Raw genomic sequence first — 25,830 nt, 5'->3', positions numbered from 1 at the left:
TCCGTGGCGATTGATGTCGGCGAGCTCCGCGCCACCCTGCAACTCGATCGCGAGGACTTCCAGCGTGATCTCTCGCAGTCGCAGAGCAGCTTTCAGCAGCTCGGCGCCGTAGCACAGCAGGCTGGTTCCGAAGTCGCGAAGGCCTATCAGCAGGCGGCGACCGAGGCGAAGAAGTCGGGCGACGCAGCGAAGACCGCCGCCCAGACCGCGAACACCGCGCGCGCCGCCTCCCTAGATGCCGTTGAGGCGCTGCGCCGCAAGGAGGTCGACCTCCAGCGCGCCCGCACCTCAGGCGACACCGAGAAGATCGCCCGCGCCGAGGCGAACCTCGAGTCTGCCCGCCGCAAGGTGGAGATCGCCGCCGGTCGCGAGGCCACCGCTACCGAACGCGCCACCGACGCCATCGAGCGCGCCGTGACCGCGGCCCAGCGCGCGGATACCGCCTTCCGGCAGATGGGCCAGTCTGCGGCGCAGGGGATGAACCAGGCCAGCGAGGAAGTCGGCCGGTCGAACCCGTTCGCCGCACTCGCGAACTCCGCGCGCGAGTCGGGCCAGGAGGCGGGCGAGAACCTCGCCGGCGGCCTACCCGCTCCGATCGCGCGCGCCGTGGCCGCAACCGGCCCCGTCGGAACGGCGATCATGGCTGTCGCAGCGGTCGGACTCATGGCAGGCAAGGCGCTGGCCGAGAACATCTCCAAGGGCCTCGAAGTCAACGCGGCCAAGGCGTTCGACACCGTCAAGTTCGGCTGGACCGAACAGCAGGCCGCCGAAGCAGGCAAGGCCGCGGCGGACGCGTTCGGCAACGCGTACGGCGAGTCCGTGCAGGCCAACCGCCAAACGGCGGGCCTCGCGATTCAGTCGGGCCTCCTCGACGGGAACGCGACCGCCGAGCAGATCCAGCCCGTCATCGAGAAGCTCGACACGGTCACGTCGATTCTCGGAACCGATATTCCAGAGACCGCACGTGCTGCCGGCCAGATGATCCGCACAGGTATGGCCAAGGACGCCACCGAGGCGCTGGACCTGCTGACCGTGGCTCAGCAAAACGGCCTGAACGTGTCGGGCGATCTGATGGACACCCTCACTGAGTATGGAACGCAGTTCCGCAAGGTGGGGCTTGATGGCGTCACCACTCTGGGGGTCATCTCGCAGATGTGGAAGGCCGGCGCCCGGGACACCGATGTGGCCGCCGACGCGCTCAAGGAGTTTGCGGACAAGTCGATCGACGGCAGCAAGACGACCATCGCCGCATACGAGGCGATGGGTCTCAACGCCGATGACACCATGGCGAAGTTGGCCGGTGGTGGCCAAACCGCTCGCGACACGCTACAGCAGGTCTGGGACAAGCTCTCCGGTGTTCGCGACAACGTCAAGCGCAACGAGATTGGCATCGCCCTGTTCGGCGAGAAGTGGATCGATCTCGGCGGCGCCATCAACGGCATGGACCTCTCAACTGCCTCGCAGCAGCTTGGCGACGTGGCTGGGGCCGCACAGCGCGCAGGCGACGGCATCAGTGGCGCGAGCGACGACATCCAGGCTGCAAAGAACAAGCTGTCGATCGCGGCCGACGAGGTTCGCGGACGGCTGGCCGAGGCGTTCGCCCCGTCGATCTCAGAGGCCGCCCAGTGGGTGTCTGATCACGTCGACGAGATCTCCAAGGGGCTCGAGATCCTGGGCGGTGTCGCAGGCATCGCTGCGGCGGCCGTGGGCGGCATGTTCGGCATCGCACTCGGTGGCGCAGCGGTCGTGCAGCAGGCGCTCTCGCGTGTCGCCGAAGGCTTCCTCAAGGTGGCCAAGTACGCGCTGGAGGCCATGTCGCACATCCCCGGTATGGGAGACCTGGCGAAGGGCAACATCGCCCTGATCGACTCGCAGTTGAAGATGGTCGAGGGCTGGAAGAAGGGCGCCGACGCCGCGTCCGATTTCGCGGCCGAGGTTCTCAAGGGCTCGTACTCGATCGCGGGCGCGTCGGCAGAGCTGTTCACCAGCGAGAAGCGCGCCAAGACCGCCACCGATGCGTTCGGCAACCTCGGGATCAAGGTCCGCGAGGTGCCGGACAAGAAGCAGATCGTCATCGAGGATAACAGCCCGGCGACGATGAAGAAGCTCGCCGACCTGGGGATCAAGGTCCAGACCCTCCCCGACGGCACGGTTTACATCGACGCGCAGGACGAGGACGCGAAGACGAAGATCGCGGAGCTGTTGAAGCCGGGGACGAAGGTCGTGACGATCCAGGCCGTCGCGGCGGACCAGGCTGTGGCATCGGCGTTGTCGGCGATCACAGGCTCTCCGTGGGCGGTGGCCGCCGCGTCCGCCCGCACCGCGTTGACGTTCGCGCAGAACGGCGGGTCGATCACCTCGCAAGTGGCAGGCAAGACACGTCCGCCAGCCACCTCGAACCCGAAGCCTGAGACCGTAGTCCAGGAGACGAGCGAGGAGCGCGATAAGCGACTCAAGGCCGAGGCGGCCGCAGCCGCGAAGGCTGAGGCGGCGCGGAAGAAGACCGAGAAGGAGCAGGCCGCCGCCGCGAAAAAGGCCTCCGACGCGCAGGCGAAGATCCCCGGGCTCGAGCGCGCGCTCGCCCTGGCCGAGCAGCGGTACCGCGAGTTGAAGCCGAACGCCTCCACATCGTCTCGGATGTCTGCGCAGGACTCCGTCACCAAGGCCCGCGAGGCGCTGGAGAAGGCCCGCACCGACGCGAAGGGCACCACCACCACCACGACGTCCGACGGTAAGCCGGTCACGGTCACCGGCGACGGCAAGGGCGGCACCGTCCAGGTCGGCACCGGCAGCAACCCGCTGCAGGTCGAGCCCGCCAACAGCGCGCAGGGCGACGGCATGCGGGTGTTCGTCACGAACATGCCCGCGGGCGGTGTCGGCGGCGGGATCAAGCTGTCGCTGTTCGCGAACGGCGGCGTGGAGGATCACCGGGCGCAGATCGCCCGCGGTGGTGACATGCGGGTGTGGGCGGAGCCGGAAACCGAGGGCGAGGCGTACATCCCGCTGGCGCGGAGCAAGCGCGGCCGGTCGATGGGCATCCTCCGTCAGGTCGCCGCACGCTTCGGACAACGCCTCACCGCGTTCGACAACGGCGGCATCGTGCCCAATGCAGGCGTCACCGGCGGCACCATTCAGCTCGGCGACGTGTCCTCGGCTGGCATCACCACCCAGGAGCAACAGGACGCCTGGGACACGATCCGCCAGCAGTTCCCGGCGGCATCGCTGAACAGCGCGACGCGCACCCAGGACGTCGGCTCCGGCTTCGACTTCCACATGGCGGGCGAGGCCATCGACATCGGCGGATCCCCGGCGCTCATGATGCAGATCGCCGAGTGGATCGCGACCACCTACCCGAACAGCCGCGAGCTCATCCACGGCCCCGGCTTCGCCAAGCAGATCAAGAACGGGAAGATCGTCGGCGACGGTGGCGGCAGCTACGGCTACTACGCGGGTGCCGGTCGCCACGACGACCACGTGCACTGGACGCCGCCGAGCGGGTACACGTTCGGTGGCGGCGCCGCGGTGGTCGCCGCCGACGGCAAGGCGATCCCCCTCGGCGCCGTCGGCCTCACCGCCAGCTCGACACCCGACGACGTGGCCAAGGCGATCATCGGCGAGGGCCGCAAGCGTGGGTACAGCGACGAGGACATCCGCAAGATCCTCGCGACCGCGTTCGGCGAGTCCGGCCTGGTCATGCAGAACTCCAAGGACGGACCGTGGAACGGGATCTTCCAGCAGGACGCCAGCTACAAGGGCCGCGACGACCCGAACACCAACATCCGGGGCTTCTTCGACGAGCTGGACAAGGGCAGCAAGGACCACACGATCGAGCAGCGGATCGTCGGCGTCCAGCAGCACCACGACGCCGACTACCTGGGCGTGTCCGCGGGCGACGCCACGTACGCCGAGAACACGATCACTAACCGGCAGGCCGAGGCTGACGCGATCTTCGACCGCGTGCAGGCGAGCGTCCCGATGTCGACGACGGCCACCGGCGCGACTCCGACCGGCACCGACACGAAGACGACCACCGGTACGGGCGTCGGGCAGAACGTGTACGTCACCGGCGGCAAGCTCGACAGCATCGGCACCGGCGGCGGGTCGCAGTTCAAGTTCAGCCTCTTCGCCAACGGTGGCATCGAGGACCACGCGCCCCAGATCGCCCGAGCGGGCGACATGCGCGTCTGGGCCGAGCCCGAGACGGGCGGCGAGGCCTACATCCCACTGAGCCCGGCGAAGCGCCCGCGCTCCATCGCGCTCTGGCACGAGACCGGCCGGCGCCTCGGCGTCACCGGCTACGCGGGCGGCGGCATCAGCCTCCCCAAGGTCGAGGCCCCGAAGATCGCGCCCACGCTCGGACCGGGCATGGCGCTCCCGATCCCCGCAGCAGCCACCGCCCCTGTAGGCGTGGGTGCCGCAGTCGGGGCGGGCGCCAAGGCGTTCGACCCGCTCGCGGCCCTCGGCCTCGGCGCCGGCGCGCAGCAGGGATCGGTGGCGGGAACCGGTGAGACCGTCACCCCGCAGCAGTACGCCATGCAGCGCACGCTCCAGATGGGCGGCGACCTCGCGAAGATCGGCGTCCAGGCCCTCAAGGAGATCCTCCTCCCGTCGGGGCTGGAGTCGAGCCAGGCCGGCAACGTCGTATCGCTCATCAAGTCCGTGGGGCAGGGCATCAGCTCGAGCGCCGAGAAGAAGCGCACCACCACAACGACCGCCAAGTCCCAGGACGGCTCGCGAGTCTCCCAGACCACCAACAACTTCTACGTGTCCTCGGCCGACGAGGTCGTGCGCGCCCAGCGCACGAAGGAAGGCCAGGACGCACTCGGCTACGACGGGAGGTTCGTCTGATGGCGGCAGTCGCACCGATCGACGAGTGGACTCTCATCGACACCCAGGGCCAGGAGTGGCACCTGCAGCACAACGACCCCGAGCTGTGGGGCGTCGAGGGGGTCAAGCTGTGCGACGACCCCAAGGGCTTCGACGGGCCGGTGTTCACGAAGATCATCCAGCAGCACGCGGGCCAGGAGGGCGGCACGGACGGCGGCACCCGCTGGGACTACATCGAGGGCGTCTTCAAGGTCCGCCTCTACCACCGCACCGGACGACCGAAGAGCGTCGTCGAGTCGGAGTGGCGGCAGGGCTGGTCTCCGGATGAGACGTGCATGCTCAAGATCCACCGGCCCGACGAGGGCACCACGCGGTGGCTGTTCGTGCAGCTCAAGGAGCGGCTCAAGCCCGAGACCTCCCGCGGCAAGGACCGGAACCTGTTTCCGCACCACGACATGATCATGACGGTGCTGGCACTGGATCCGTGGTGGCACTCCGGCACGCACGAGACGGAGCTGGAGACGACCACGTTCGTGCCCGACCCGTCACCGAATCGCGTCTGGGATCCGGGCTTCGACGACCTGCTCACTCTGTGGTGGACCGGCGGCGGCTGGACCAAGGACACCGGCGTCGGCCACACCGCGCCCGGCTCGGCGCGCACCACCGCGAACGGCACCCGCCGCATCCTGCGCGCGAAGTCGATCCCCGCCCGCGGCGGTCAGCTCTGGACCGAGCTGTCCGCGTGGGTCCGCTGGCAGTCCCTCACCATCACGGGCTCCGGCGCGGCGATCACTCTCGAAGTCGAGGCCTTCAACGGCGGCGACAGTCTCGGCGTGACCACCGTCGGCAACATCGTCGACCCCGGCACCGGCGGCACCTGGGCGCAGCTCAAGACCACCAGCTTCGTAACCCCGCCGAACACCACGAACATCCGCATCCAGCTCGCCGTCGAGTCCCGCGTGCTCCTCGGCACCGTCTGGGCGGACGACTTCATCGCCACGTCGGTGCTGACCTACACGGCGACGATGACCGCGCCCGTATGGAACCCGTGCGACCGCGACATGTACTTGCGCTACGAGCTGTCTGCCGAGGTCGAGACCATCTGGGAGATGCCCGACTACAGCTTCGGCTCGAAGTCGCAGGGCCGCCCCGTCGTCGACGCCGCCCGCACCATCCGGCTCAAGGAGATCCAGAACGGGCAGGAGCTGAACATCAACACCTACCCGCTCGAGGAGCGCATCGTCGCCGACGACGCCACCCTGCAGTGGGCCCGGCAGAACGCGGTGGACTGGCTCTACCCGGTCCCCGCGTACACGCCGCCCACCACGCTCACGTTCAAGGCCACGGTGGTCGACACCTCGAAGCCCGTCGGGCTCATCATCTTCCAGGACCGCAAGTGGTCCATGCCGTACGGCCTGCAGCGCGCCGGCATCCCCGAGGTGCCCACGCCGTGACCTCGGCCCTCATGACCCGCCTGCACCAGTGCGCAGAGCGGGCGGATGACGCACGCCAAGAACGGAAGGATGCGCGCCGACGGCGCCCGCTGATCCGCATCTGGGATGGCGACTGGAACCTCATCGGCCGCGTCGAGGCCGAGATCTCCGCGTCGTTCGAGTGGAAGCTCAACGAGACCGGCGTCGGGAAGCTCGTCCTGCCGATCGACCACTACATCTCCCGGTGGGTCATCGACTTCCACGACCGCAAGGGCAACGTCCACATCACTGTCGACAAGGATGGCGCGCGGTGGGGCGGCCGGATGAAGCCGTTCACCGTCCGCAAGAGCACCGACGGCAAGAAGGTGCTTGAGCTGACCTTCATGCACGACTACGAGGAACTCAAGTACATCGACCTGTGGGCGAATCCGTTCCTGCCCGCGGTGTTCCAGTTCCCGAAGATCTTCATCCTGGCCGGCCCGGCGCGCTGGGTGCTCAAGCTGTTCCTGTTCCTCAATGTGCTTCGCCTTGAGGGCAACCTGTGGCGGCTGCCTGACGATCCGCTGCAGCCGTCGAGCTGGTTCGCGGCGCTGGATATGTCGCAGTGGAACATCGTGGTCAAGCCGTCGGGGTTCCTCGACGACGACTCCACGTGGACGCTGTGCGGCGCGAGGTTCAAGACGTGGCACGACATGTCCCGGGCGATCCTCGAAGACGCGCAGCTCATGGTCGAGTGCCGCCGCTGGATCACGGGCGATCCGCCACCGTGGCCGGGCGCGCCGGAGCTGCGCAACGGCACCCTTGTGGTGGACATCGTCGACAAGAGCTACCTCCGCAACAGCGCATCCGGCACCTCGACGCACGGCTGGGCGTGGGAGGGTCTGGTCAAGACCTTCCTGACGTTCCAGCCCAACTACGTCGAGGAGTACGTCAACACCGTCGACGACCCCAATGACCCGGGGGAGTACAAGGCACCGTTCTGGCTCGGCACCCGGCCGCAGGCCCCGTGGGTGACGTTCCGCGAGGGCACGCTCACCGGCATCCAGTCGTCGGAGTTCACGCACAGCGCGGCGACCGCAGTCCAGATCAACACCGGCGGCCACTCCATGCCCGGTGTCAACGAGGCATTCTCGGCGCTCGTCCAGGGCCTCGGCGACATCATCACGAGCAACATCCAGTATCAGGGCTACGGCATCGGCGCGCAGGGCGGCGCGATCGACGCCGTGCTCCGCCCGATCTACAGCGACGTGGTGCTCGCATGGATGAGCTGGAAGTCCATCCTGCGCGCCCAGTCCCTCGGCTGGTCCCACTACCACGAGTACTTCCAGACCGGCGCCGACAAGGCGTTCACCATCTCCGCGCTGATGGTCATGCGCGCCGGCTTCCTCGCGACCGACCAGCAGACCACGTACCGCATCGAGGTCGTCGACGGCGCTCCATTCCTGGTGGGCGACAACGGTCAAGGCCACTTCTGGCTCGGCGACCGCATCGGCGCCACGATCCTCGGCGCCACCGTCGGCCGGATCTACGTCGACCAAGTCAACACCCTCACCCTCGCGTGGGACCGGCAGAAGTCGGCGCAGTGGGGAATCACCGTCGGCCGCGACAAGCAGCTCGAGCGGCCCATGGAACGAGCCATGCGCCACATTCAAGTCATCGCGTCGGACCTGCGGGACTTGGGGGTATTTTGATGCGCCAATCGATTCTGTCGGGCCACCCGCCGAATCACGGCGCACTTGCGACACAGGCGAGTCCCTCGCTGCTTCGTGATGTGCGTGTTCTCAGGCGTGAACTCGTGGCTGCGCTTGCAGTGCGTCTTAGACGCGTGGTTGTGCCGCCCGTGCCGGACGGTATCCCGGATGTTCTCAGAGACCGTTCCCCAGTAGAGGTTCTCGGGGCGATTGTCCTGCGGATCGCCGTTGCGGTGACAGCCGTGCATCCCAGCCTCGGTCGGGTCGCCGACGAACGCTTCGAGGACCAGGCGGTGGATGAGCCACGGGCGATGGTCGCCGCCGATCGCGATCGTGGCTGCGAAGTAGGGCAAGGTGCCCTGTTTCGTGTGCAACTTCATCACTCTCGGGGCGCCATGCCGGAGGCTGCGCAGGCGTCCGAGGTTACTCACCTCGTAGGCGCCATTAAATCGCGGGATCGGCTTCCAAATCTCCGTCGCGGTCATGCTCCAAATTTACTGCGCGCCACCGACAAGTCTCGGCGCGCCTCAACGTATTGCGAGGTGTTCTGATGAGTGAGCGGTCGGTCAACAGCCCCGACATCTTCCCGACGCGGGAGAACTGCAACCGTGAGATACCCGGCGAACGGTTCCTGTGGATGTTCGTCGGCCTGCCGCAGGTCACCGGCGGAGCCATGCCGTTCCCGGTCCCGTACCTGCGCAAGCTGTCCGAACACTTCGTCGACCTCGGCATGATGGACGAGTGCCCGCGGTGCGGCCACCACGAGACACCCAAGAAGTGGCTCGACCTTCCCGACGACGCGCACGCGCTCCTCAACCCCGGGGTGTGGCGCGAGGGTGCACCGCCGGAGCAGCCGCGCACGACGCGCTCGCAGATCGCCGGCCGAATGACGCGCGTGGAGCGCCAGGCGTGGCTCGCTGAGCTGCAGGCCGCGGAGGAGCGCGCCGAGGCTGAGGGCGGGATGCAGTGACGACACCGTCGCGCCCGACACCGTGGCAGGCCGCGAACGTCGACCCCGGCGACGGCGGGCTCGCGCACTACGCCACGCAGGGCGAGGCCGAGTGGAAGGCCCGGATCCTCGAATCCGCCACCAAGAGCCTGCTCTCGCTGGGCATGTGGGCACTCAAGGTGCCCCTGGTCGACGACCTCACGGAGGCCATCACCGGCGTGGGCGAGGTGGACCTCAATAACGACGGCATCCCCGACCTGCAGCAGGTGACGGAGTTCCTGGAATCGAAGTGGGACCTCGTCGACAACATCGGCGACGCGGTCGAGCTGCTCACCAACGCGTTCATCGCGGTCATCAAGGCCGCGGGCGGCGACTACTCCGACATCACGAAGCTGCCGGAGCAGGCGCTCGAGGTCGTCGAGAACATGATCCGCACCCTCGCCACGGCGGTCTTCGATCCATCGTGGCTCGCGAACATCGTGCCCGGGCAGGTCGGCTCAGGCTGGTCCGACAACCTGCTGACGAATCCGATTTTCGATGGCGTGGTCTCGCTGCTGTCGGAGGCCGGGTGGGAGCACGACGGCACGGTGTTCCCGGCTGGTGCGAAGGGCTCCGGCAAGGTCGTCGCCGACGGCACGCGGAAGACGCTGTCGAACAAGATCGTCAAGGGCTCACCGGGGCAGATGCTCCGTGCTGGCGGCCAGGTCGAGTGGAGCGGTCCCGCTGCGACGGTGGGGCGCGCGTTCACCGTCGAGGTCCGCCCCTTCACGGCGGCCGGCGTCGAGTTGCCGCCGGTCGATGTCGTCGGCATCACCAGCCCGGCGGCCTCCTCGAGCGGCGTGTTCCAGACGATCACTGCGGACCTGCCGTGGCCGGCGGGTGCGGCGTGGGTGCGCACGCGGATCGCCGTCGAGAACACGGTGCCGGTCGGGACGGTGGTGCGGTGGTCGAACCTCGACACCCGGAAGGGCGGGTTCATGCCGCAGGACCGCATCAAGGACCTGCCCGATGACCTCGAGGATCTGGTGGGCCGGTTCCTGGGAATCGGCAACGCGCTCAACGGGTTCCTCCGCGGGCAGGGGACGCCGACGACGGGGACACCGGCGGATCCGATCCTGGATTGGGTGCGGGACGCGCTCGGCCTGTTCACGGGGTCGACGAACGCGACGGCTACCACCGCGGATGAGGCGAACGGGGTCGGCGGGAACGCGCTGGCGAACACCGTGTCGATTCAGGCGCAGGTGTCGGGGCTGGTGGACCGCGCCGATGCGGGCTGGACCGCACGCCCGCTGTGGGCGTCAATGGACTTCACCGCGGACGCGACGTTCGCCAAGAATCTGATGCTGTCGCTGCAGCATTCGCACAGCGCCAGCGCATCGAGTTCTTCAAACAATGCGACTGTCACCACGGCAGGTGAGACCGGAAACACGACTGCGGGCGGCGACTACCACAGCCACTCAGTCAACATCTCGGCGTCACCGCACTCCCACGGCGTCACCACCACTGTGTCCGTCAACTCGGCGGGGCCGTCGCTCACCCCGGCATCGGTCACGTCGTCGCAGGCGTTCCTCGGCTACATCCGCTGCGGGTCGGTGCAGGACAAGCGGTTGTTCACGTTCCTCGCGCAGGCGTCCGGCACCGTGTCCACCTTCAACCTCGACGTGTACCGCATGGCGTCCGACGGTGGACTGACGTTGGCGTATAGCTCCGCGAGTTTCGCGGGTGCGATCGGCGGCAGCCTCGGCTGGGTGCAGCACACCATCCCCTCCGGAACAGCCTCGGTGGCGGTGCAACCCGGCGACATCATCGCCGTCCAGCTCCGCATGACCGGCAGCGGATCGGTGCTCCTCGGTGGCATCACCACCCCGCTGCCGCTGAACCCGCCCGGCTGGCTCCCGCTGCGTGAGTCCGCGGTGCGCAACCCGTCCACCCCGGCCCCGGCGACCATCGCGGCGGCCACCGCGAACGCGAGTCACACCAGCACGGCGATCCCGTTCATCGAGGCGGGGATCGACACCGGGCTCGCGAACGCGCCGATCACGATCACCGACAACTTCGACGGCACCCTCTCCACTCTGTGGCTGATGCAGGGCCCGAACACCCTCGGCATCACGAGCAATCAGCTCGGCATCGTCGACGGGAACAGCGACGGCTACAGCTGGGGCACGTTCCGGCAGCGCGTCTCGACGGACAACATGAAGGTCGGGTTCTCCGTCTCGTCGCCGACGGACCGGGAGCAGATCGTGTGGTTCCACGGCCGCGACCGCGACAACCATGTTGGCCTCGCGATCACCAGCACGTACGCAACGCTCTACACGATGTCGTCCGGCTCGCGCACGAACCGCGCGCAGGTCGCCATCGGCACCGTCGCCGCCAGCTACGAGATCCGCGTGTCGGGCACCGCGTACTCGGTGTGGCGCAACGGCGCGCAGATCGGATCGTGGACCGACTCGGGTGCGGTCGCGCCGTCCGGGCGCGCGGGTGGCGTCGGCCTGCAGGCGGTGCGCACCGGCTGGTTCGGCGCGCTGTGGTACGGCGCCAACCCGATCGACAACTGGCTCCTGGCGGACGTATGAGCCTGGGCTGGTCTGACGATGGGCCGCCGCTCACTCTCGGTCGCGCGTTCGGCTGGTCCGATGACGGCCCCACTGACCCCGCCCCCGAACCGATCCTCGGCTGGACTCCGGAGCATTGGGCCGGGCCGCTCGCCCTCGCCGGAGAGGGGCTGCTCGTCGCCCGTGGTTGGGCGGATGTGCACGCCGCCGCGCAGCTCGCCGGTGCGGGCGCGCTCACCGCGGTGGACGGGTACGGGCGGGTCCACGGTGCCGGGCACCTGAGCGGTGTGGGCGCCGCGACGGTGCCGGGCGGGTGGGCCGAGATCTACGGCGACAGCGACACCCTCGGCGCGGGCCATCTCGCGGCCACCGGGGCGGTCGCCGTCCGCGGCCCGCAGATCTACACCGGGCCCGGTGCGTGGGCGCGGCCGTGGTGGGCTCGCTGGCTCGACTACACACTCCTCGGCCCCGGTGGCGGCGGCGCGGGCGGCCGCTCGTCGATCGGTGGCGACGGCCGAGGCGGCGGGCCGGGCACGTGGATCTCCGGAACCATCGACCTCGGCGCCACCTGGACCGCCGGAACCGTCACCGTCGCCCACGGCACACCCGGCCCGGGCGGCGCGATCAGCAACCAGAACGGCGGCACCGGCACCGCGACCACCCTCACCAGCCCCTTCGGGAACCGGTCAGCTGCGGGCGGCCCGGGCGGAACCGGCGTCAACCCGGCCTTCGGCACCGACTACCGCGGCACCGGCCCCGGCAACTACGACGCGTTCGGGGTCACCCACCCCGGCGGCGGGGACGTCGACAAGGACACCAATGGCGCCCCAAACGGCGGTGGTGGCGGCGGTGGCTCCGGCGGCTACTTCCCGATCCCCGCCGCGAAAGCTGGCCGCCCCGGCGCCGCCGCGTACTCGTGGATCCGATTCCGACAGAACTAAGCAGGAGGCCCCCGTGGCGATCAAGAACCCCGCGAAGCGGCAGTCGCTCGCGAACAACTACGCGTCCGACATCACTCACTTCGGGCTCGCCACCGGCGCGCCCGGCACGAGCCCCGCGAACGGCAACGAGCTCACCGGCGCCGGCCCCGAAGGCACGTACGCCCGCGTCGCCGTGTCCAGCACGGCCGGGACGGGCGGCGTGCGGAACTGGGCCAACGGCACCCTGCACCTGCCCGCCACCGGCACCGCCTACTCGGTGACGGTTTTGCTGCTGTGCAGCAGCGCATCCGGGGCGACGGTCGTCGACTGGGAGTACCTCGACGACCCGATCCCCGTGGGCCCGCAGGGCGGCGTCGGCACCCTGTCCGGCGTGAGCTACACCCAGAGCTGAGGAGCAGTCTCGTGATCGAAATCTTCATCGGCACCGCCGAGTTCGGGCGCGTGGATCAGATTCCCGTCGACCCCGCCGAGCCGTGGCCGGCGGCGTTCATGTGCGATGCCACGTGGGCCGACAGCGTCGGCGCCGAGTGGGAGGCGGTGCCGAACATGCCGCACCCGATGGACGTGCAGCGCGTCCCTGGTGGGCTCGTGACGCGTTGGACCGACAGCGGTTCGACGTGCGCGTACCTGTTGCACGAGGCGAGCTACTACGGCACCCGCGTCTACGTGCTCGCGCAGACCTAGAACCGTTACCCCCTTCGAGCCCCGCGCAGTGCACCACGGCGCGGGGCTCTCGCGTACCCGGAGGTCTACCCATGCCCCAGATCACCGTGCTCACACTCCGCGGTAACGCCGAGAACACGCACACCAACATGCTGACCGGCGTGATCCGGCAGCTCCCCGCCGACCGCTTCCGGCACGTCGAGGTCGCCTACCCCGCATCACTCGGGCCCGCCGGCGGTGCACCGTTCCTGCCGTCCGAGATGGAGTCCGTGCGCGTCGGCTGCGAACTCCTCGACGAGCTGATCGCGGCGGCCGGCGGCGACGTCGTGCTCCTCGCATACTCGCTCGGCGGCGTCGCGCTGACCGAGTGGCTGAACACCCGGCAACGCGCCCGACCCGACCTGTACGCGAAGGTCCGGCTGGCCGGGTTCCTCGCGAATCCGCGCCGTGCCCGCGGACGGTCGTACGGGCGCACCGTCGTCGGCGAGGGGATCTTCGCCGCCGACCAGCGCCACCGCATCGGCTGGGCCGAGTTCGCGCACGAGAGCGACCCCATCTGCGCGATGCCCGCTGACTCGCCGCTGCGCTCCGGCTCCGACTTGATCCAGTGGATGAGCCTGGCGAATCCCTCCAAGTGGGCGTTGGACGTGCTCGGCAAGCTCCCCGCGATCCGCACCCGCGAGCTGGCTGGCGGCCCGTGGCGCGCCCTCGACCCCACCTGGTGGCTGCGCTTCAAGACGGCCGCAGACCAGATGCAGGCCTACGCGTTCGGCGGCGCGCACACCACGCGCTACAGCGAATCGCACTGGCGGAACTACCGCGGCGAGCCGCGCTCGGCCATCGACCTGCTCGCCGACTGCGTCAAGCAGATCAACCCGATAGGAGACTCCCATGTCTGATCCAACCTGGCTCCCCGACGTGCTGCGCGCCGCCGGGCTCCGATGCGACATCTACCCCGGCGCCATGGACCGCGGTCATGGCGACTTCGGCGGCATCTGGGGCGTCGTCTGCCACCACACCGGCAGCAACAACGCAGGCCCCGGCGGCATCGCCCAGCACCCCGACCTCGGCCTCGCCTCCCAACTCCACCTCTCGCGCGACGGCGTATTCACCCTCTGCGGCGTCGGAATCGCCTGGCACGCGGGCCAGGGCAGCTACCCCGGCATCCAGACCAACAACGCCAACGTCGTGACCATCGGCATCGAGGCGGCCAACGACGGCGGCGGCACCCCGGGCCGCCCGCACCGATCCTCGTGGCCCGACGCCCAGTACCAGGCGTACGTCACCGGCGTGGCCGCGATCCTCAACAAGCTCGGCCAGCCCGCCTCCCACGCCATCGGCCACAAGGAATGGGCCGGCGCGGCTCAGGGGAAGTGGGACCCGGGCGCCATCGACATGAACACCTTCCGCGCTGACGTGGCGCGGGAGCAGACCCGACTCAAGGGAGGCACCATGCCCGCACCCAACACCCCGCTCGACGCCCAGACCGCAGCCGGCCTCGCCCTCGACCAGCTCGCCGGACCCGGCACCGCCCGCGGCGCCGACTTCCCCGGCTGGCCGCAGCTCGGCGGCCGCACCGTCGTTGAGGCCCTCGGCGCCATCGGCGAGAAGCTCGGCATCCCCGGCTTCAAGGGGGCCTGACCATGGGCGACCACAGCGCACCCGACCGGACCCCGCAACCGCTCGCCTGGCTCACGCCCGTACGCCGTCGCCGCGCCTACGCCGTGATCGTGGCCCTGGGCGCCGTGCTCGTGCTCCGCGGCATCCTCTCCCGCGAGGAGGCCGACGCCTGGCTCAGCGTGGCCGAGGCCGCGCTCCTCGGCGGCACCGGCGTGCTCGCGCTCGCGCACACCCCGAAGGCCCGCGGCGAGTGACCGGGCCCATCAACGCCGACTCCTGGATGGACGTGGCGGCGTACGCCATCGTGGGCGTACCCGCGCTCGTCGCGAGCCTCGGCGCGCTCCGCGTCGCGAAGAAGAACGCGGTGGCGCAGCGGGCAGTTGCGGCGGACGTGACCGAAGTCAAGGACCACGTCGCGAACACCCACAGCACGAACCTCCGCGCCGACCTTGATGGCAAGGCCGATAAGGACGACGTGGCCGAGGTATCCGCCAAGGTCGACGATCTCGCCGAGGAGCTCCGCGGCTACATCAAAGAGGACCGAGCGGTCCGGCGCGATCTTGTGCGTCGCATCCAGACCCAAGAGCGTATCGCCGACCAGCACCACCCCGGCGAGCGATGACCCCAGTCGTGCCGGTGCCGCCCATATTGCGCGGCACCGGCGCGGCACCCGGAAGCCTCAACCCCGTGTTGACCCGGTCAACGAGGCGACACGCCGACCTGGGGAAACGGTCTACCGTCAACACGAGTGCCAGAATGAGAAAGCGCAGGTAGACCAGCAAAAATGACCTCGAAATTCAGGGGTTCGATTCCCCTTAGCTCCACCCGTGAGAACAACCAGGTCAGGCCGGGTTTCCGAGCAATCGGAGCCCGGCCTGATTTGTCGTTACGAGGCCTCCGGTACGACATGGGTGCGACCCGGCGGGCGTTCTAGGCAGCTGTTCCGTCACCGCACAGGCAGGCGCCGGATACGCAATCGATCGTCGGTGAAGACCACGATGGCCCCGACGTCGACGTCGCTCGCGATGTCCGGGAGGTGGGCGATGAGGGTGTCGGCTTGGTGTTGCGCCCTGTGATCGGTCTGACGAAAGAGAATCAGGCTCGGGAGTACTGCGTCCGATCGCGCGAGTAGCTCGCCGAAATCCGTGTCAGCAGAAACCAGGATGCGGCTCGAGCGGCGCGCTTCCTCAAGAACGTCGTCGTCCACATGTCCGAGGAGCCCCAGGTTCCTCACATGCGCGACATCGTGGCCGGCTCGATCAAGGAGGTCGGCAAGGCGTTCACTTAGGCACTCTCATCGAGGAGGAATCTCACGCAGGGACTCGGAGAGGCAGCTGACGCTCAGTGATCGCGGAAGCGGCGAAGGCCAGTGCGGCACGCACGTCGTCGACGGTGAGCTGGGGGAAGTCTGCGACGACGTCGTCGACGGTCGCGCCTTGCGCGATGAGTCCCACTACAGTGGCCGCCGGGATTCGCGTGCCGCGGATACACGGCACACCACCCATGATCCGGTGGTCAGCGACGATCCGTTCCTGGTCAGCCATGTCTTCAGTGTAGGTCCGTTCCCATTGGGCTGCGATGTTTGCCGTGATCGGGCGGACGGTGCCCGCGCCGTATGCCGAGATCGCGGAGCTGGTCGCCACGGCCGTCGCCTGATCCCTGCCCCGATCGGCGCGGAGCTGGCACCGAAGACGTGTGCACCGTTGATCAACGGACAGTTGATCAACGGTGCACAGGTCTTCGGGCGAACGGGTCAGCGGCGCGCGAGCATCTCCGTGATCGCCTGGTAGCCGCCGACGGCCAGGATCGCGATCAGTGCGATCGCGGCGCAGATCAGGCCCGCGCCGGGGGAGACGGACATCCCGGTGTCGTATCCGGACGACTTGGCGGTGGCGAACTCGCCGGTCCCGCTGACGGCGATGCCGGGCGAGATCCATGTGAACACCGCGACGACGAGCGCGCCGAGGGCGAGCAGGGCCGTGCCCGCCGCGCCGCCGGGATGCATGCCTCGTACGGCCTGCAGCGCGCCCAGTGCGCCGACCAGTCCCAGCACGATGGGGATGATCGCGACCATCGCGACGCTCATCGGACCGATGTCGAGGAAGCCGATGTGGGCGGTGGCGGCTCCCCGCACGACGCACTCGTCCGGGTACTTGGTGCAGTACCTGGTCATGTCGGTGCCGCCGCCGTACCCGCCGTAGAAGCTCCACGGCCCGATCCCGGGATTGACGAACTGCAGCTGCACATCGGTCGCCTTGATGGTCAGCAGTGGCAGCATCGTCAGTCCGAGCCCGGCGATGCCGAGCACGCCGGTGATGGCCGCCAGGATCCGCGCGGGATTCACCACGCCCCCGGCTGGTTGCCGGGCCCGCCCGGGCCAGGCTGCCCGGGCTGCAGCGGACCGTCGACGATGCGCGGCATCTGCCCCGTGAACCCCATGCCGGGCTGACCGTAGGGTGCCCCGGGCGCCGGCGGTACGGGCCCGACGGGGCCGGGCGCACCGTCGGGCTTACGGGTCCCGATCTGGAGGTAGGACAACACGGCGCCCACGGAAGCGAGCAGCCCGACGATCAGCGCGATGATGAGGCCCGCGCCGGGGCCGACGTCGACGACGCGAGAGACCAGGTCGTCGATCGAGGAGAAGTTCGTCTCCTTGGAGAAGTCGGTGGCGAGCTTGCCGGACAGCTCGACGCTGGGCAGCGGGTTCGCGATCATCAGCACGAGCGAGAGCAGCGTCGAGGCGATCGCCGCGACCGCGGACACGAGCGCGCCCTGGGCGCCGCGGCCCAGGACGCCGGGCAGCGCGGTGAGCGCCGCGACGAGCATCAGGAGCGGGATCGCCAGCGCGGTCACCGGTGCGGGGAGCGGGGCCACGTTGTAGAAGCCGATCCCCACGTCGACGGTGCCGCTGGGGATGTCGTTGTAGTTCGACGTGTCGGCCGCGCTGGGCGTGACGGTGACCGTGTAGAGGTTGAGAAGCGAACAGAACAGCACGATCAGGCCCGCCGCCAGCGTCACCGCCGCGCCGATGCGAGCGATCGGGAACGCGGGACGAGGGCCGGATCCGGACGGCGGCCCGAAGGGCATTCCGCCGGGCATTCCCGGCGGTTGGCTCCCGAGCGGTGGCCCGCCGGGCGCTCCTGCGTAATTCTGTGCTGGTCCATGCGGCTGCATGCTCGGGTTCCCTCCCTGACACGGCGATATGACTACACCGTGAACTCCACTGTGAGAACAGCACACTACGCCGGAATCGGATGTGTTCGGGGCCGAAACCGGCAGACCTCATCCGTTCGGATGACGCCCGCCGCGCCGGATGGGGCCGCTTATCATCGGGGCCATGACCCCGCTCGAGCAGTTGCAGCGCTGGGAGGACTCGGGCGGCACCTGGACGGTGCTGCACCGGTCGTGCGACGGTGCCGTCGTCGCGCTGGTGCGGTGCGACGGTGGCGAGATCGTCGACCGTCTCGAGTCCGGCGATCCGGCCCTCCTGGCGCACCTCGACGTCACCGGCTGACCTCGGCCGGGTCCGGGTCTCACGCGCCCGGCGCGACCCGCGGCATCGCGGTCTGGACGGCGTCGGCGAGCCGCAGCACGGCGTCCGCGATCGACGCGCCGACCTCGGTGAGCCGGTACTCGGTGTGCGGGGGATTCGTGCCCGCGGAGTAGCGGCTGACCAGGCCGTCGTCGACGAGCGTCCGCAGCGTCTGGGTGAGCATGCGATCGCTGATGCCCTCGACCTGACGGCGGATCTCGCCGAAACGCTGCGGCTCCGGGCGCAGGCGCCCCAGGACGAGCGCGCCCCACCGGCCGGTGACGTGGGCGAACACGTCGCGCGAGGGGCAGTCCTTCGCGAAAACGTCGAAGTCGGGCATGTCGTGGAACCTAACACTCACGGAAGTATTGCGCTTACGAATCGTCTGTGCTTCCATGGTAGCGCAAGCTTGAAGCTTCAACAATCAGAACGGAGTGGTCCACATGACCGCACAGCTCGAGCGGGGCCAGGGCCTCGCCTCCACGATCGCCCGGGTGATCCTCGGCGGCATCTTCTTCGCCCACGGGTGGCAGAAGTTCGTCACGAACGGCATGGACGCCACCGCCAAGGCCTTCGACGGCATGGGTGTTCCCGCGCCCACCCTGTCCGCGTGGTTCGCCGGCATCGTCGAGCTGGTCGGGGGCGCCGCCCTCATCATCGGTCTCGCCGTGCCGATCGTCGCGGTGCTCGGCATCATCGACATGCTCGGCGCGATCATCTTCGTGCATTGGGACAACGGCTTCTTCGCGACCGGTGGCGGCTACGAGCTGCCGCTGGCCCTCATCGCGGGCCTGATCGCCGTGGGCATCGCCTCGCACGGCCCGCTGGCCGCCGACACCCACCTCCTCAAGAGCCGATCGAAGGTGAACGCATGAACGTCGTCGTCTTCGGAGCGTCCGGGTACTCCGGCTCCAACATCGTCTCCGACCTGCTGACCCGCGGCATCGAGGTCGTCGGCGTCGCCCGCGACACCGCGAAGATCCCCGCGGGCGCGACCGCCGTCGCAGGTGATGTCACCGACGCGGCGTTCGTCGCGCGCACCGTCGAGGGCGCGGACGTGATCGTCTCGGCCCTGCCGACCGCGGCACCGTCGGGCGAGGGCGTGGACCTGCCGGCCTCCCTCGAGGAGCTGGTCGAGGGGGCGCGGCGGTCCGGCGCGCGCCTGGGCGTCGTGGGCGGCGCGGGCAGCCTGCTGGTCGCCGACGGCGGCCCGAAGCTGGTGGACACCCCGTCGTTTCCCGATGCCGTGAAGCCCATCGCGCAGGAGCACGACCGTGCGCTGGACTACCTCCGGACCGTCGAGGACGTGGACTGGTTCTACCTGAGCCCCGCCGCGAGCTACGGCTCGTTCAACCCGGGGGAGCGGCGCGGCGCCTACCGCACGAGCGGCGACCTGCTGCTCACCGATGCCGAGGGGAACTCCGAGATCTCGGGCGTCGATTACGCGACGGCCTTCGTCGACGAGATCGTCAACCCGGAGCATCACCGCGAGCGGTTCTCGGTCGCGTACTGATTCCCGGCGGCTCGCGCCGCGTCGTCGTATCCTCGGCTCAAGGAGTCGACTTCAGGGGGTGTGATGGCGCGGCGCGAACCCGTGTATCAAGTGGTCTTCCTGCTCGCGAAGAGCATCGTCGGTGCGCAGGGGCTCCGCGTGGATTATCGCGGGCTGGAGCACATCCCGCGGACCGGCGGTGGACTGATCGCCGTGAACCACACCTCCTACGTCGACTTCCTGGAGGCCGGGCTCGCCGTCAAGAAGGCCGGGCGCTGGCCGCGGTACATGGTCAAGGCCGAGCTCCGCAAGGTGAAGATCATGGCCTTCATCATCAAGCACTGCGGCGCGATCGGCGTCGACCGCGAGCACGGGGCGGAGAGTTACCACGAGGCCGAGGCCGCGCTCGAACGCGGCGAGCTCGTGCTGCTCTACCCCGAGGCCACCATCAGCCGCAGCTTCGAGCTCAAGGAGTTCAAGTCCGGCGCCGCGCGCATGTCCCTCGAGGCCGGCGTGCCCATCATCCCGGTCGCCGTGTGGGGCACGCAGCGCATCTGGTCCAAGGGCACGCAGCGCCGCATCGGCCGCCACCGCTTCCCGGTCGTCGTGGAGGTCGGCGCGCCCGTCCTGCCCGACGGTGACGCCCCCGACGTTCTCACCGCCCGCCTGCGGTCCGCCATGGGTGCGGCGCTCGAGCGCGCGCAGCGCGGATTCCCCGCTCCCGCAGGCGAAGACTGGGTTCCGGCCCGCCTCGGCGGCGGGGCGCCCGCGCCCGACGAGGCGCTGCGCCTCGAGCAGGAGGAGTTCGCGCTGCGGAGGGCCAAACGCGACGCCCGCGGCGACTGAACGCGATCGGTGGTGCCGGCACTGCCGGGTTGGTAGGTTTGCCGGGATCGTTCGTCAGCGACCGGAGGAAACCATGACGCAACCGCCGAACAACCCTGGCGACAACCAGGGTGGTTACCCGCAGGACCCGAACCAGGGTGGATACCCGCAGCAGCCGCAGCCCGGCTACGGCCAGGGCGGCTACCCGCCCCCGCCCCCCGGCGGTTTCCCGCCGCCGCAGGACCCGGGGTACGGGCAGGGCGGCCAGGGCTTCCCGCCGCCGCAGGGCGGCTACGGCCAGGGCGGCTTCCCGCCCCCGCCGCAGGGCGGATTCCCGCCTCCCCCCGGCGGTTTCGGTGCGCCGCAGCCCGGCGGTCAGCAGCCCTTCAATATCGGTGACGCGTTCTCCTGGGCGTGGAACAAGTTCAGCAAGAACGCCGTCGCGCTGATCGTTCCGATGCTCGTCTACGCGCTCGTCATGGGTGTCCTCGGCGGCCTCTTCGGCTTCCTCCTGACGGGCACGTTCGAGAACGTCGACACCGTCACGAGTAGTGGTCCCTACGGGGCGTCGACCCAGACGACCGCCAGCGCCACGGCGATGACCTGGGTCGTGGCCGTCATCGGTCTCGTCGTCTTCGTGTTCTTGGGCCTGGTGATCCAGGCCTCGTACTCGTCGGGCCTGCTGGACATCGCCGACGGCCGGGAGGTCGCGATCGGCTCGTTCTTCCAGCCGCGCAACCTCGGTGGCGCCGCGGTGACGGCCATCCTCGTCTCCCTCGCGGTGGGCGTCGGCTACGTGCTGTGCATCGTCCCCGGCATCGTCGCGGCGTTCCTGCTCGCGTACTCGGTGTACTTCGCGGTCGACAAGAACGTCTCCGGCGTCGATGCGCTCAAGGCGAGCTTCGAGACGGTCAAGAACAACGCCGGGCCGTCGATCCTCACCACGCTGCTCGCCGGGCTGGTGGCCGGTGCCGGCGCGATCGTCTGCTACGTGGGCATGCTCGTCACGGGCCCGCTCGGCGCCCTCGTGAACGTCTACGCCTACCGTCGTCTGTCCGGCGGCCAGGTTTCTCCGCTCACCCCGTAGCACCGCGCCACGCGTACCTCGACGCCCGCTCCGCCGCACGGTGGGGCGGGCGTCGCCGTCTCGGTCGAGCGGCTGCGGCGTGACGTCACCGCCGGTTCGCACTCGGATTGTGTCCGTTCCGGACCCGCTGTCCGAACCGGCCAGAATCCGAGAGTCCCGCGGCAGTCTCGGCCTGCCCGCGACCTAACGCAGGACGTCGAGGACCGCGCCCTCGACCGCGCCTCGCGGCCCGGCGTGCTCAGCCCAGCGCGTAGCTCAGCGCCACGCACACCGCGGTGCCCGCCACGATGCTGAGCACCGCATTGCGGCGCCAGAGGTGGGTGAGCACCGTCGCCGCGACGCCCGCGATCTGCGGCAGGCCGTGCGCCGGCGCCGAATAGTCCACCTGCGCCATGCAGTACACGGCCAGCACCACCACCGCCCCCGCGGGCATCCACTTCCCGAAGTCGGCGAGCAGCGGCGAGTCGCGCAGCACCGTCGCCAGCCCGAAGGGCGCGAGACGCAGCGCGACGGTGACCGCCGCGGCGATGGCGATGCCCGCCAGCAAGTATCCGGTGCTAGGCATGCGCCGCCTCCCGCCGGGCCAGTGCGTGCCGCAGCACGAGCACGCCCGCGAATCCGCCCATCGCCACCAGCAACATCGCGCCCGGCGCCGCGATGAGCGCGACGGCGCACGCGCCCAGCGCGAGGGCCGCGGTGGTGCGGTCGGGGTGGGCGTCGAGGGCCAGCACGATGAACAGGGCGGTGAGGACGAAGTCGACACCCGGCACGTCGCGCAGGAAGGCGCCGCCCGCGAGCCCGCCCACCAGTGAGCCGCTCACCCACGCCACGTGCAGGCCCATCTGGGTGCGCAGGATCATCGGCCCCGTCATCGTGGCCGACAGTGCCGTGCTCACCAGTGCGTAGGCCTCGTCCGTGAGGGCGTAGACGCCGTACGCCCGGCCGAGCCGGCTGCGGATCCGCGCCAGTGGGAAGGTCAGGCCGTAGAACAGGTGTCGCGAGTTGACCAGGAACGTGGTGGCCGCGATCGCGGCGAGCGGCGTCGATGCCGCGAGGAGGCCGGCGAGCAGGAACTCGACCGAGCCCGCGTACACCGCCATCGACAGCACCGGGGCGATCCACCACGGCAGGCCGTTCCCGGTGACCACGACGCCGAGGCCGAGCCCGAGGACGAACAGGCCCAGCTGGACCACGGCGACTTTTGACGGAACTCCCATGGGGACAATTCTATTTCGTCATCCGCGCAATGTGCTTGCGAAAAGTTTGATATGGCACCTCTGCACAGCAATACTTGAGAGGTGGATGCACTCGATCGAGCAATCATCGATGAGTTGGTGCGGGATGGGCGTCTCACCAACCAGGAACTCGCCCAGCGCGTGGGGCTCACCCCCGCCCCGTGCCTGCGCCGCGTGCGTCGGCTCGAGGCCGACGGCGTGATCACCGGTTACACCGCCGTGCTCGACCCGGCCGCACTCGGCCGCGGCTTCGAGGTGCTCATCCACGCGGATCTCTCCGCGAACGACCGCGCCTCCGTCGAGGCCTTCGAGGCGCGCATCGCCTCCTTCGACGAGGTGATCGAGGTGCGGCGCATGTTCGGCCTGCCCGACTACGTGATCCGCGTCCGCGTCGCCGACCTCGACGCCTACGAACGGTGGGTCACCACGCACCTGATGGGCGATCCGGCCATCGTGCGCGTCGATTCCCGGATGACGATGAAGGTGGTCAAGTGAGTGATCTGGCCGTCGCGCAGCGCATCGCCGACGGTGCCCTCCCCGGCGCTCGCGTCGAGCCGTTGCTGGTCAGCGAGAACGCGACCTTCCGGGTGCGCGGCGGACCGCGACCGGCGGTGCTGCGGGTGCATCGTCCGGGCTACCAGGACGACGCGGCGATCGAGTCCGAGCTGGCGTGGATCGCCGCGCTGCGCGGCGACACCGCGGTCCCGGTGGTCGAGCCGCTCAGTGGGGTGCTGGTGGACGGCCCGACGGGGCGCCGCGCGGTCCTGTTCGCCGAGCTGCCGGGCGGTCCCGTGCCCGACGCGGCGCTCGACGCGGCGCACTTCGCGGCCCTCGGCGAGATCGCCGGGGCGTTCCACGACCACGCCGAGACCTGGCCCCGCCCCGCCGGTTTCATGCGGTTCCGCTGGGACCTCGACGACACGATCGGCGCGCGCCCGCGCTGGGGTTCCTGGCGCGCGGGACTCGGGGTGGTTGAGGCGCACCGTCGGGCGTTGGCGCCGGCGGCCGAGCGGGCGGCGCGGCGGATCGAGGCCTTCGGCCGCACGGCCGACCGGTTCGGGCTGATCCACGGCGACCTGCGGGCGGCCAACCTGATCGCGCGGCCCGGCGGCGGGTTCACGGTGATCGACTTCGACGACTCCGGATTCGGCTGGCATCTCTTCGAATTCGCGGCCGCGGCCTCGTTCGTCGAGACGGACCTGCGGCTGCCGGAGTGGGCGGCGGCGTGGACCGCGGCGTACCGGCACCGTCGGGACCTGCCGGACGCGCACGCGGCGCTCTTGCCGGACTTCGTGCTGCTGCGCCGACTGCAGTTGCTCGGCTGGCTGGGCACCCACGGGCACGCCCTGGAGGCGGACCCGGCGTTCGCGGACGGCACCGTCGAAGTGGCCGCCCGGTACTTGGCCGGACGACTACTGTGAGCGGGGTGAGCTTCTCGGAATCGTCTCCCGCGCACGTCGTGCGATACGGCGGCACCTTCGCGTCCCTGCCCGTCGACCGCGCCGCGGGCACGTACGTCTACAGCGGCGAGCGGCGCTGGCTCGACTTCACCTCGGGGCAGATGAGTGCCATTCTGGGGCATAGTCATCCGGCGATCGTGGAGACGGTGCAGCGGCAGATCGCGACGCTCGACCACCTGTTCTCGGGGATGCTCTCCCCGCAGGTGCTGACGCTGGCGGAGCGGCTCGCGGGCACACTACCTGAGCCGCTGAGCCATGTCCTGCAGCTGACCACCGGCGCGGAGTCCAACGAGGCCGCACTGCGGATGGCCAAGCTGTACACCGGGAAACACGAGGTCGTCAGCTTCTCCAAGTCCTGGCACGGGATGACGGCGGGCGCCGCGGCGGCCACCTACTCGTCGGGGCACAAGGGCTACGGGCCCACGGCGCCGGGCAATTTCGCGCTGCCCACGCCGAACGCCTACCGCTCCCGGTTCGTGGACGCCGCCGGGAAGTACGACTGGCAGTCGGAGCTGGACCTCGGTTTCGAGCTCATCGACGCGCAGTCCACGGGCTCGCTCGCGGCGTGCCTGGTGGAGCCGATCCTCAGCTCCGGCGGGATCATCGACGTGCCCATCGGGTACCTCGCCGCCCTCAAGCGCAAGTGCGAGGAGCGCGGGATGCTGCTCATCGTCGACGAGGCGCAGACCGGCCTCTGGCGCACGGGCGCCGCCTACGCCTTCGAGCGCGACGGGATCGTGCCGGACATCCTGACGCTCTCGAAGACGCTCGGCGCGGGCCTGCCGATCGCCGCGGTCGTGACCTCCGCTGAGATCGAGGGAGTCTGCCACGAGCGCGGATTCCTGTTCTTCACCACGCACGTCAGCGACCCGATGGTGGCGGCCGTGGCCACGACGGTACTGGACGTGCTGGGCGACGGTGGGCCCGACGGCGTCGCCGGGCAGGTCGCCTCCCGCGGTGCCCGGCTGCGCGCGGGCCTGGACGCGCTGGCCGCGCGACACGAGGCGATCGGCGACGTGCGCGGCCGCGGGCTGATGCAGGGCATCGAGCTGGTCGTCGACCGCGAGACCAAGGAGCCCGCGAACGAGCTGGGGCGGCTGGTGACGGAGCGCTGCTACGAGCGCGGCCTGCACATGAACGTGGTGCAGCTGCCGGGCATGGGTTCGATCTTCCGCATCGCTCCGCCGCTGACCGCGTCCGACGCCGAGATCGACGAGGGCCTCGCCATCCTCGACGGTGCCCTGACCGGGTAGCCCACCGAGGTCCTCGGGCCGGCGATGGTGGCGGCGCTGTAGGGCCGTGCTCTCCGGAGGCGAGTAAGGACTTTCCGGCGACTGTTATGTCGCACGACATCGGTGACGGTTCTGCATCAGGACATCGGTGACAGTGTGGGGTGGTTGGTGGTGACACTTCTCGCTCCGGCAACGGCGCTCGGGGTGGTCGCATTGATCGGTGCCGAGGAATGAGCCTGTTGATGCCCGGATCCGTCTTGCGATCAGTCAGTGGCCAGATGATGCGCC

The 25,830-nt window shown here is 69.6% G+C and carries 27 protein-coding genes and 1 pseudogene; 20 read left to right on the top strand and 8 right to left on the bottom strand.

The window, feature by feature from the left end:
• The first annotated feature begins 3 nt into the window (after nt 1-3).
• The 3 genes from ABZX10_RS21965 to ABZX10_RS21955 are packed head-to-tail and all read left to right on the top strand — an operon-like array spanning nt 4 to nt 7,951.
• On the top strand, nt 4-4,848 hold the full coding sequence (locus ABZX10_RS21965) for a phage tail tape measure protein (protein ID WP_355545157.1): 4,845 nt from the start codon (nt 4-6) through the stop codon (nt 4,846-4,848).
• Complete coding sequence (locus tag ABZX10_RS21960; RefSeq protein WP_355545154.1) at nt 4,848-6,281, top strand: hypothetical protein; 1,434 nt, start codon at nt 4,848-4,850, stop codon at nt 6,279-6,281. Before ABZX10_RS21965 ends, ABZX10_RS21960 begins: the two co-directional genes overlap by 1 nt.
• Complete coding sequence (locus ABZX10_RS21955) at nt 6,278-7,951, top strand: phage tail protein (RefSeq protein WP_355545151.1); 1,674 nt, start codon at nt 6,278-6,280, stop codon at nt 7,949-7,951. The genes ABZX10_RS21960 and ABZX10_RS21955 overlap by 4 nt, the downstream gene beginning before the upstream one ends.
• Here ABZX10_RS21955 and ABZX10_RS21950 read toward each other — a convergent pair.
• Nucleotides 7,909-8,436 (bottom strand): NUMOD4 motif-containing HNH endonuclease, encoded by a 528-nt coding sequence (locus tag ABZX10_RS21950; RefSeq protein WP_355545148.1) that lies wholly within the window; start codon nt 8,434-8,436, stop codon nt 7,909-7,911. The two genes, ABZX10_RS21955 and ABZX10_RS21950, sit on opposite strands and share 43 nt — an antisense overlap.
• Nucleotides 8,437-8,501: 65 nt before the next feature.
• Here ABZX10_RS21950 and ABZX10_RS21945 point away from each other — a divergent pair, with 65 nt between their 5' ends.
• From ABZX10_RS21945 to ABZX10_RS21905, 9 genes are all read left to right on the top strand, one after another.
• A complete protein-coding gene (locus ABZX10_RS21945) occupies nt 8,502-8,921 on the top strand; it encodes a DUF2744 domain-containing protein (RefSeq protein WP_355545145.1) in 420 nt (139 codons plus the stop codon).
• Nucleotides 8,918-11,476, top strand: a complete 2,559-nt coding sequence (locus ABZX10_RS21940; protein ID WP_355545142.1) for a hypothetical protein — start codon at nt 8,918-8,920, stop codon at nt 11,474-11,476. Before ABZX10_RS21945 ends, ABZX10_RS21940 begins: the two co-directional genes overlap by 4 nt.
• A complete protein-coding gene (locus ABZX10_RS21935; protein WP_355545139.1) occupies nt 11,473-12,396 on the top strand; it encodes a hypothetical protein in 924 nt (307 codons plus the stop codon). The genes ABZX10_RS21940 and ABZX10_RS21935 overlap by 4 nt, the downstream gene beginning before the upstream one ends.
• A gap of 13 nt (nt 12,397-12,409) precedes the next feature.
• Complete coding sequence (locus ABZX10_RS21930) at nt 12,410-12,787, top strand: hypothetical protein (RefSeq protein WP_355545136.1); 378 nt, start codon at nt 12,410-12,412, stop codon at nt 12,785-12,787.
• An 11-nt stretch (nt 12,788-12,798) separates the two neighbouring features.
• The gene (locus ABZX10_RS21925) at nt 12,799-13,080 is read left to right on the top strand and encodes a hypothetical protein (protein ID WP_355545133.1); all 282 of its coding nucleotides are present in this window, start codon (nt 12,799-12,801) and stop codon (nt 13,078-13,080) included.
• A 71-nt stretch (nt 13,081-13,151) separates the two neighbouring features.
• Nucleotides 13,152-13,958 (top strand): hypothetical protein, encoded by an 807-nt coding sequence (locus ABZX10_RS21920; RefSeq protein ID WP_355545130.1) that lies wholly within the window; start codon nt 13,152-13,154, stop codon nt 13,956-13,958.
• Complete coding sequence (locus tag ABZX10_RS21915) at nt 13,951-14,700, top strand: N-acetylmuramoyl-L-alanine amidase (RefSeq protein ID WP_355545127.1); 750 nt, start codon at nt 13,951-13,953, stop codon at nt 14,698-14,700. Before ABZX10_RS21920 ends, ABZX10_RS21915 begins: the two co-directional genes overlap by 8 nt.
• A gap of 2 nt (nt 14,701-14,702) precedes the next feature.
• Nucleotides 14,703-14,933: a hypothetical protein gene (locus ABZX10_RS21910; protein ID WP_355545124.1), complete on the top strand. Its 231-nt coding sequence runs from the start codon at nt 14,703-14,705 to the stop codon at nt 14,931-14,933.
• Nucleotides 14,930-15,301, top strand: a complete 372-nt coding sequence (locus ABZX10_RS21905; protein WP_355545121.1) for a DUF2746 domain-containing protein — start codon at nt 14,930-14,932, stop codon at nt 15,299-15,301. Before ABZX10_RS21910 ends, ABZX10_RS21905 begins: the two co-directional genes overlap by 4 nt.
• Nucleotides 15,302-15,625: 324 nt before the next feature.
• Here the strand turns inward: ABZX10_RS21905 and ABZX10_RS21900 are convergent.
• The 4 genes and pseudogenes from ABZX10_RS21900 to ABZX10_RS21885 form a co-directional block, all read right to left on the bottom strand.
• A pseudogene (locus ABZX10_RS21900) lies at nt 15,626-15,961 on the bottom strand (DUF5615 family PIN-like protein); the annotation flags it as partial.
• A 28-nt stretch (nt 15,962-15,989) separates the two neighbouring features.
• Entirely contained in the window at nt 15,990-16,223 is a 234-nt protein-coding gene (locus ABZX10_RS21895; RefSeq protein WP_355545118.1) for a DUF433 domain-containing protein, read from the bottom strand.
• 209 nt (nt 16,224-16,432) lie between these two features.
• Nucleotides 16,433-17,026 (bottom strand): hypothetical protein, encoded by a 594-nt coding sequence (locus tag ABZX10_RS21890; protein ID WP_355545115.1) that lies wholly within the window; start codon nt 17,024-17,026, stop codon nt 16,433-16,435.
• The gene (locus tag ABZX10_RS21885) at nt 17,020-17,766 is read right to left on the bottom strand and encodes a hypothetical protein (protein WP_355545112.1); all 747 of its coding nucleotides are present in this window, start codon (nt 17,764-17,766) and stop codon (nt 17,020-17,022) included. The genes ABZX10_RS21890 and ABZX10_RS21885 overlap by 7 nt, the downstream gene beginning before the upstream one ends.
• A 250-nt stretch (nt 17,767-18,016) precedes the next feature.
• On the opposite strand from ABZX10_RS21885, the gene ABZX10_RS21880 reads away from it, so the two are divergent.
• The gene (locus tag ABZX10_RS21880; protein ID WP_355545109.1) at nt 18,017-18,193 is read left to right on the top strand and encodes a hypothetical protein; all 177 of its coding nucleotides are present in this window, start codon (nt 18,017-18,019) and stop codon (nt 18,191-18,193) included.
• A gap of 19 nt (nt 18,194-18,212) precedes the next feature.
• Here the strand turns inward: ABZX10_RS21880 and ABZX10_RS21875 are convergent, their stop codons facing one another.
• Nucleotides 18,213-18,551: a helix-turn-helix domain-containing protein gene (locus tag ABZX10_RS21875; protein ID WP_082778204.1), complete on the bottom strand. Its 339-nt coding sequence runs from the start codon at nt 18,549-18,551 to the stop codon at nt 18,213-18,215.
• A gap of 103 nt (nt 18,552-18,654) precedes the next feature.
• Here ABZX10_RS21875 and ABZX10_RS21870 point away from each other — a divergent pair, with 103 nt between their 5' ends.
• The 4 genes from ABZX10_RS21870 (at nt 18,655) to ABZX10_RS21855 (ending at nt 21,615) form a co-directional block, all read left to right on the top strand.
• Nucleotides 18,655-19,086: a DoxX family protein gene (locus ABZX10_RS21870; protein ID WP_355545105.1), complete on the top strand. Its 432-nt coding sequence runs from the start codon at nt 18,655-18,657 to the stop codon at nt 19,084-19,086.
• Nucleotides 19,083-19,724: an NAD(P)H-binding protein gene (locus tag ABZX10_RS21865; protein ID WP_355545102.1), complete on the top strand. Its 642-nt coding sequence runs from the start codon at nt 19,083-19,085 to the stop codon at nt 19,722-19,724. The genes ABZX10_RS21870 and ABZX10_RS21865 overlap by 4 nt, the downstream gene beginning before the upstream one ends.
• Before the next feature lie 63 nt (nt 19,725-19,787).
• Nucleotides 19,788-20,549, top strand: coding sequence for a lysophospholipid acyltransferase family protein (locus tag ABZX10_RS21860; protein ID WP_355545099.1), 762 nt, complete (start codon nt 19,788-19,790; stop codon nt 20,547-20,549).
• Between the two features lie 73 nt (nt 20,550-20,622).
• Nucleotides 20,623-21,615 (top strand): hypothetical protein, encoded by a 993-nt coding sequence (locus tag ABZX10_RS21855; RefSeq protein WP_355545096.1) that lies wholly within the window; start codon nt 20,623-20,625, stop codon nt 21,613-21,615.
• Nucleotides 21,616-21,853: 238 nt separating this feature from the next.
• On the opposite strand, the gene ABZX10_RS21850 is transcribed toward ABZX10_RS21855, so the two are convergent.
• Both ABZX10_RS21850 and ABZX10_RS21845 read right to left on the bottom strand, forming a co-directional pair.
• Nucleotides 21,854-22,180 (bottom strand): AzlD domain-containing protein, encoded by a 327-nt coding sequence (locus ABZX10_RS21850; protein ID WP_355545093.1) that lies wholly within the window; start codon nt 22,178-22,180, stop codon nt 21,854-21,856.
• Nucleotides 22,173-22,832: an AzlC family ABC transporter permease gene (locus ABZX10_RS21845; protein WP_355545090.1), complete on the bottom strand. Its 660-nt coding sequence runs from the start codon at nt 22,830-22,832 to the stop codon at nt 22,173-22,175. Before ABZX10_RS21845 ends, ABZX10_RS21850 begins: the two co-directional genes overlap by 8 nt.
• A gap of 81 nt (nt 22,833-22,913) precedes the next feature.
• Here ABZX10_RS21845 and ABZX10_RS21840 point away from each other — a divergent pair, with 81 nt between their 5' ends.
• From ABZX10_RS21840 to ABZX10_RS21830, 3 genes are read left to right on the top strand one after another with little or no spacing between them, the layout of a single operon-like run.
• Complete coding sequence (locus tag ABZX10_RS21840) at nt 22,914-23,345, top strand: Lrp/AsnC family transcriptional regulator (protein WP_068574881.1); 432 nt, start codon at nt 22,914-22,916, stop codon at nt 23,343-23,345.
• A complete protein-coding gene (locus ABZX10_RS21835; protein ID WP_355545086.1) occupies nt 23,342-24,271 on the top strand; it encodes a phosphotransferase in 930 nt (309 codons plus the stop codon). The genes ABZX10_RS21840 and ABZX10_RS21835 overlap by 4 nt, the downstream gene beginning before the upstream one ends.
• A 5-nt stretch (nt 24,272-24,276) precedes the next feature.
• The gene (locus tag ABZX10_RS21830; RefSeq protein WP_355545083.1) at nt 24,277-25,563 is read left to right on the top strand and encodes an aspartate aminotransferase family protein; all 1,287 of its coding nucleotides are present in this window, start codon (nt 24,277-24,279) and stop codon (nt 25,561-25,563) included.
• Nucleotides 25,564-25,830: the final 267 nt, after the last annotated feature.

Origin of the sequence: Tsukamurella sp. NPDC003166, from assembly GCF_040611135.1 — a bacterium.
GTDB lineage: Bacteria > Actinomycetota > Actinomycetes > Mycobacteriales > Mycobacteriaceae > Tsukamurella.
This window is presented reverse-complemented; position numbering and strand designations above follow the sequence as displayed.

What these genes read in the sequence shown, in the direction of transcription:
- ABZX10_RS21960 (WP_355545154.1), top strand. Translation starts at nt 4,848, where the DNA reads ATGGCGGCAGTCGCACCGATCGACGAGTGGACTCTCATCGACACCCAG.
- ABZX10_RS21950 (WP_355545148.1), bottom strand. Translation starts at nt 8,436, where the DNA reads ATGACCGCGACGGAGATTTGGAAGCCGATCCCGCGATTTAATGGCGCC.
- ABZX10_RS21945 (WP_355545145.1), top strand. Translation starts at nt 8,502, where the DNA reads ATGAGTGAGCGGTCGGTCAACAGCCCCGACATCTTCCCGACGCGGGAG.
- ABZX10_RS21935 (WP_355545139.1), top strand. Translation starts at nt 11,473, where the DNA reads ATGAGCCTGGGCTGGTCTGACGATGGGCCGCCGCTCACTCTCGGTCGC.
- ABZX10_RS21920 (WP_355545130.1), top strand. Translation starts at nt 13,152, where the DNA reads ATGCCCCAGATCACCGTGCTCACACTCCGCGGTAACGCCGAGAACACG.
- ABZX10_RS21915 (WP_355545127.1), top strand. Translation starts at nt 13,951, where the DNA reads ATGTCTGATCCAACCTGGCTCCCCGACGTGCTGCGCGCCGCCGGGCTC.
- ABZX10_RS21910 (WP_355545124.1), top strand. Translation starts at nt 14,703, where the DNA reads ATGGGCGACCACAGCGCACCCGACCGGACCCCGCAACCGCTCGCCTGG.
- ABZX10_RS21895 (WP_355545118.1), bottom strand. Translation starts at nt 16,223, where the DNA reads ATGGCTGACCAGGAACGGATCGTCGCTGACCACCGGATCATGGGTGGT.
- ABZX10_RS21885 (WP_355545112.1), bottom strand. Translation starts at nt 17,766, where the DNA reads ATGCCCTTCGGGCCGCCGTCCGGATCCGGCCCTCGTCCCGCGTTCCCG.
- ABZX10_RS21880 (WP_355545109.1), top strand. Translation starts at nt 18,017, where the DNA reads ATGACCCCGCTCGAGCAGTTGCAGCGCTGGGAGGACTCGGGCGGCACC.
- ABZX10_RS21875 (WP_082778204.1), bottom strand. Translation starts at nt 18,551, where the DNA reads ATGCCCGACTTCGACGTTTTCGCGAAGGACTGCCCCTCGCGCGACGTG.
- ABZX10_RS21870 (WP_355545105.1), top strand. Translation starts at nt 18,655, where the DNA reads ATGACCGCACAGCTCGAGCGGGGCCAGGGCCTCGCCTCCACGATCGCC.
- ABZX10_RS21865 (WP_355545102.1), top strand. Translation starts at nt 19,083, where the DNA reads ATGAACGTCGTCGTCTTCGGAGCGTCCGGGTACTCCGGCTCCAACATC.
- ABZX10_RS21860 (WP_355545099.1), top strand. Translation starts at nt 19,788, where the DNA reads ATGGCGCGGCGCGAACCCGTGTATCAAGTGGTCTTCCTGCTCGCGAAG.
- ABZX10_RS21855 (WP_355545096.1), top strand. Translation starts at nt 20,623, where the DNA reads ATGACGCAACCGCCGAACAACCCTGGCGACAACCAGGGTGGTTACCCG.
- ABZX10_RS21850 (WP_355545093.1), bottom strand. Translation starts at nt 22,180, where the DNA reads ATGCCTAGCACCGGATACTTGCTGGCGGGCATCGCCATCGCCGCGGCG.
- ABZX10_RS21845 (WP_355545090.1), bottom strand. Translation starts at nt 22,832, where the DNA reads ATGGGAGTTCCGTCAAAAGTCGCCGTGGTCCAGCTGGGCCTGTTCGTC.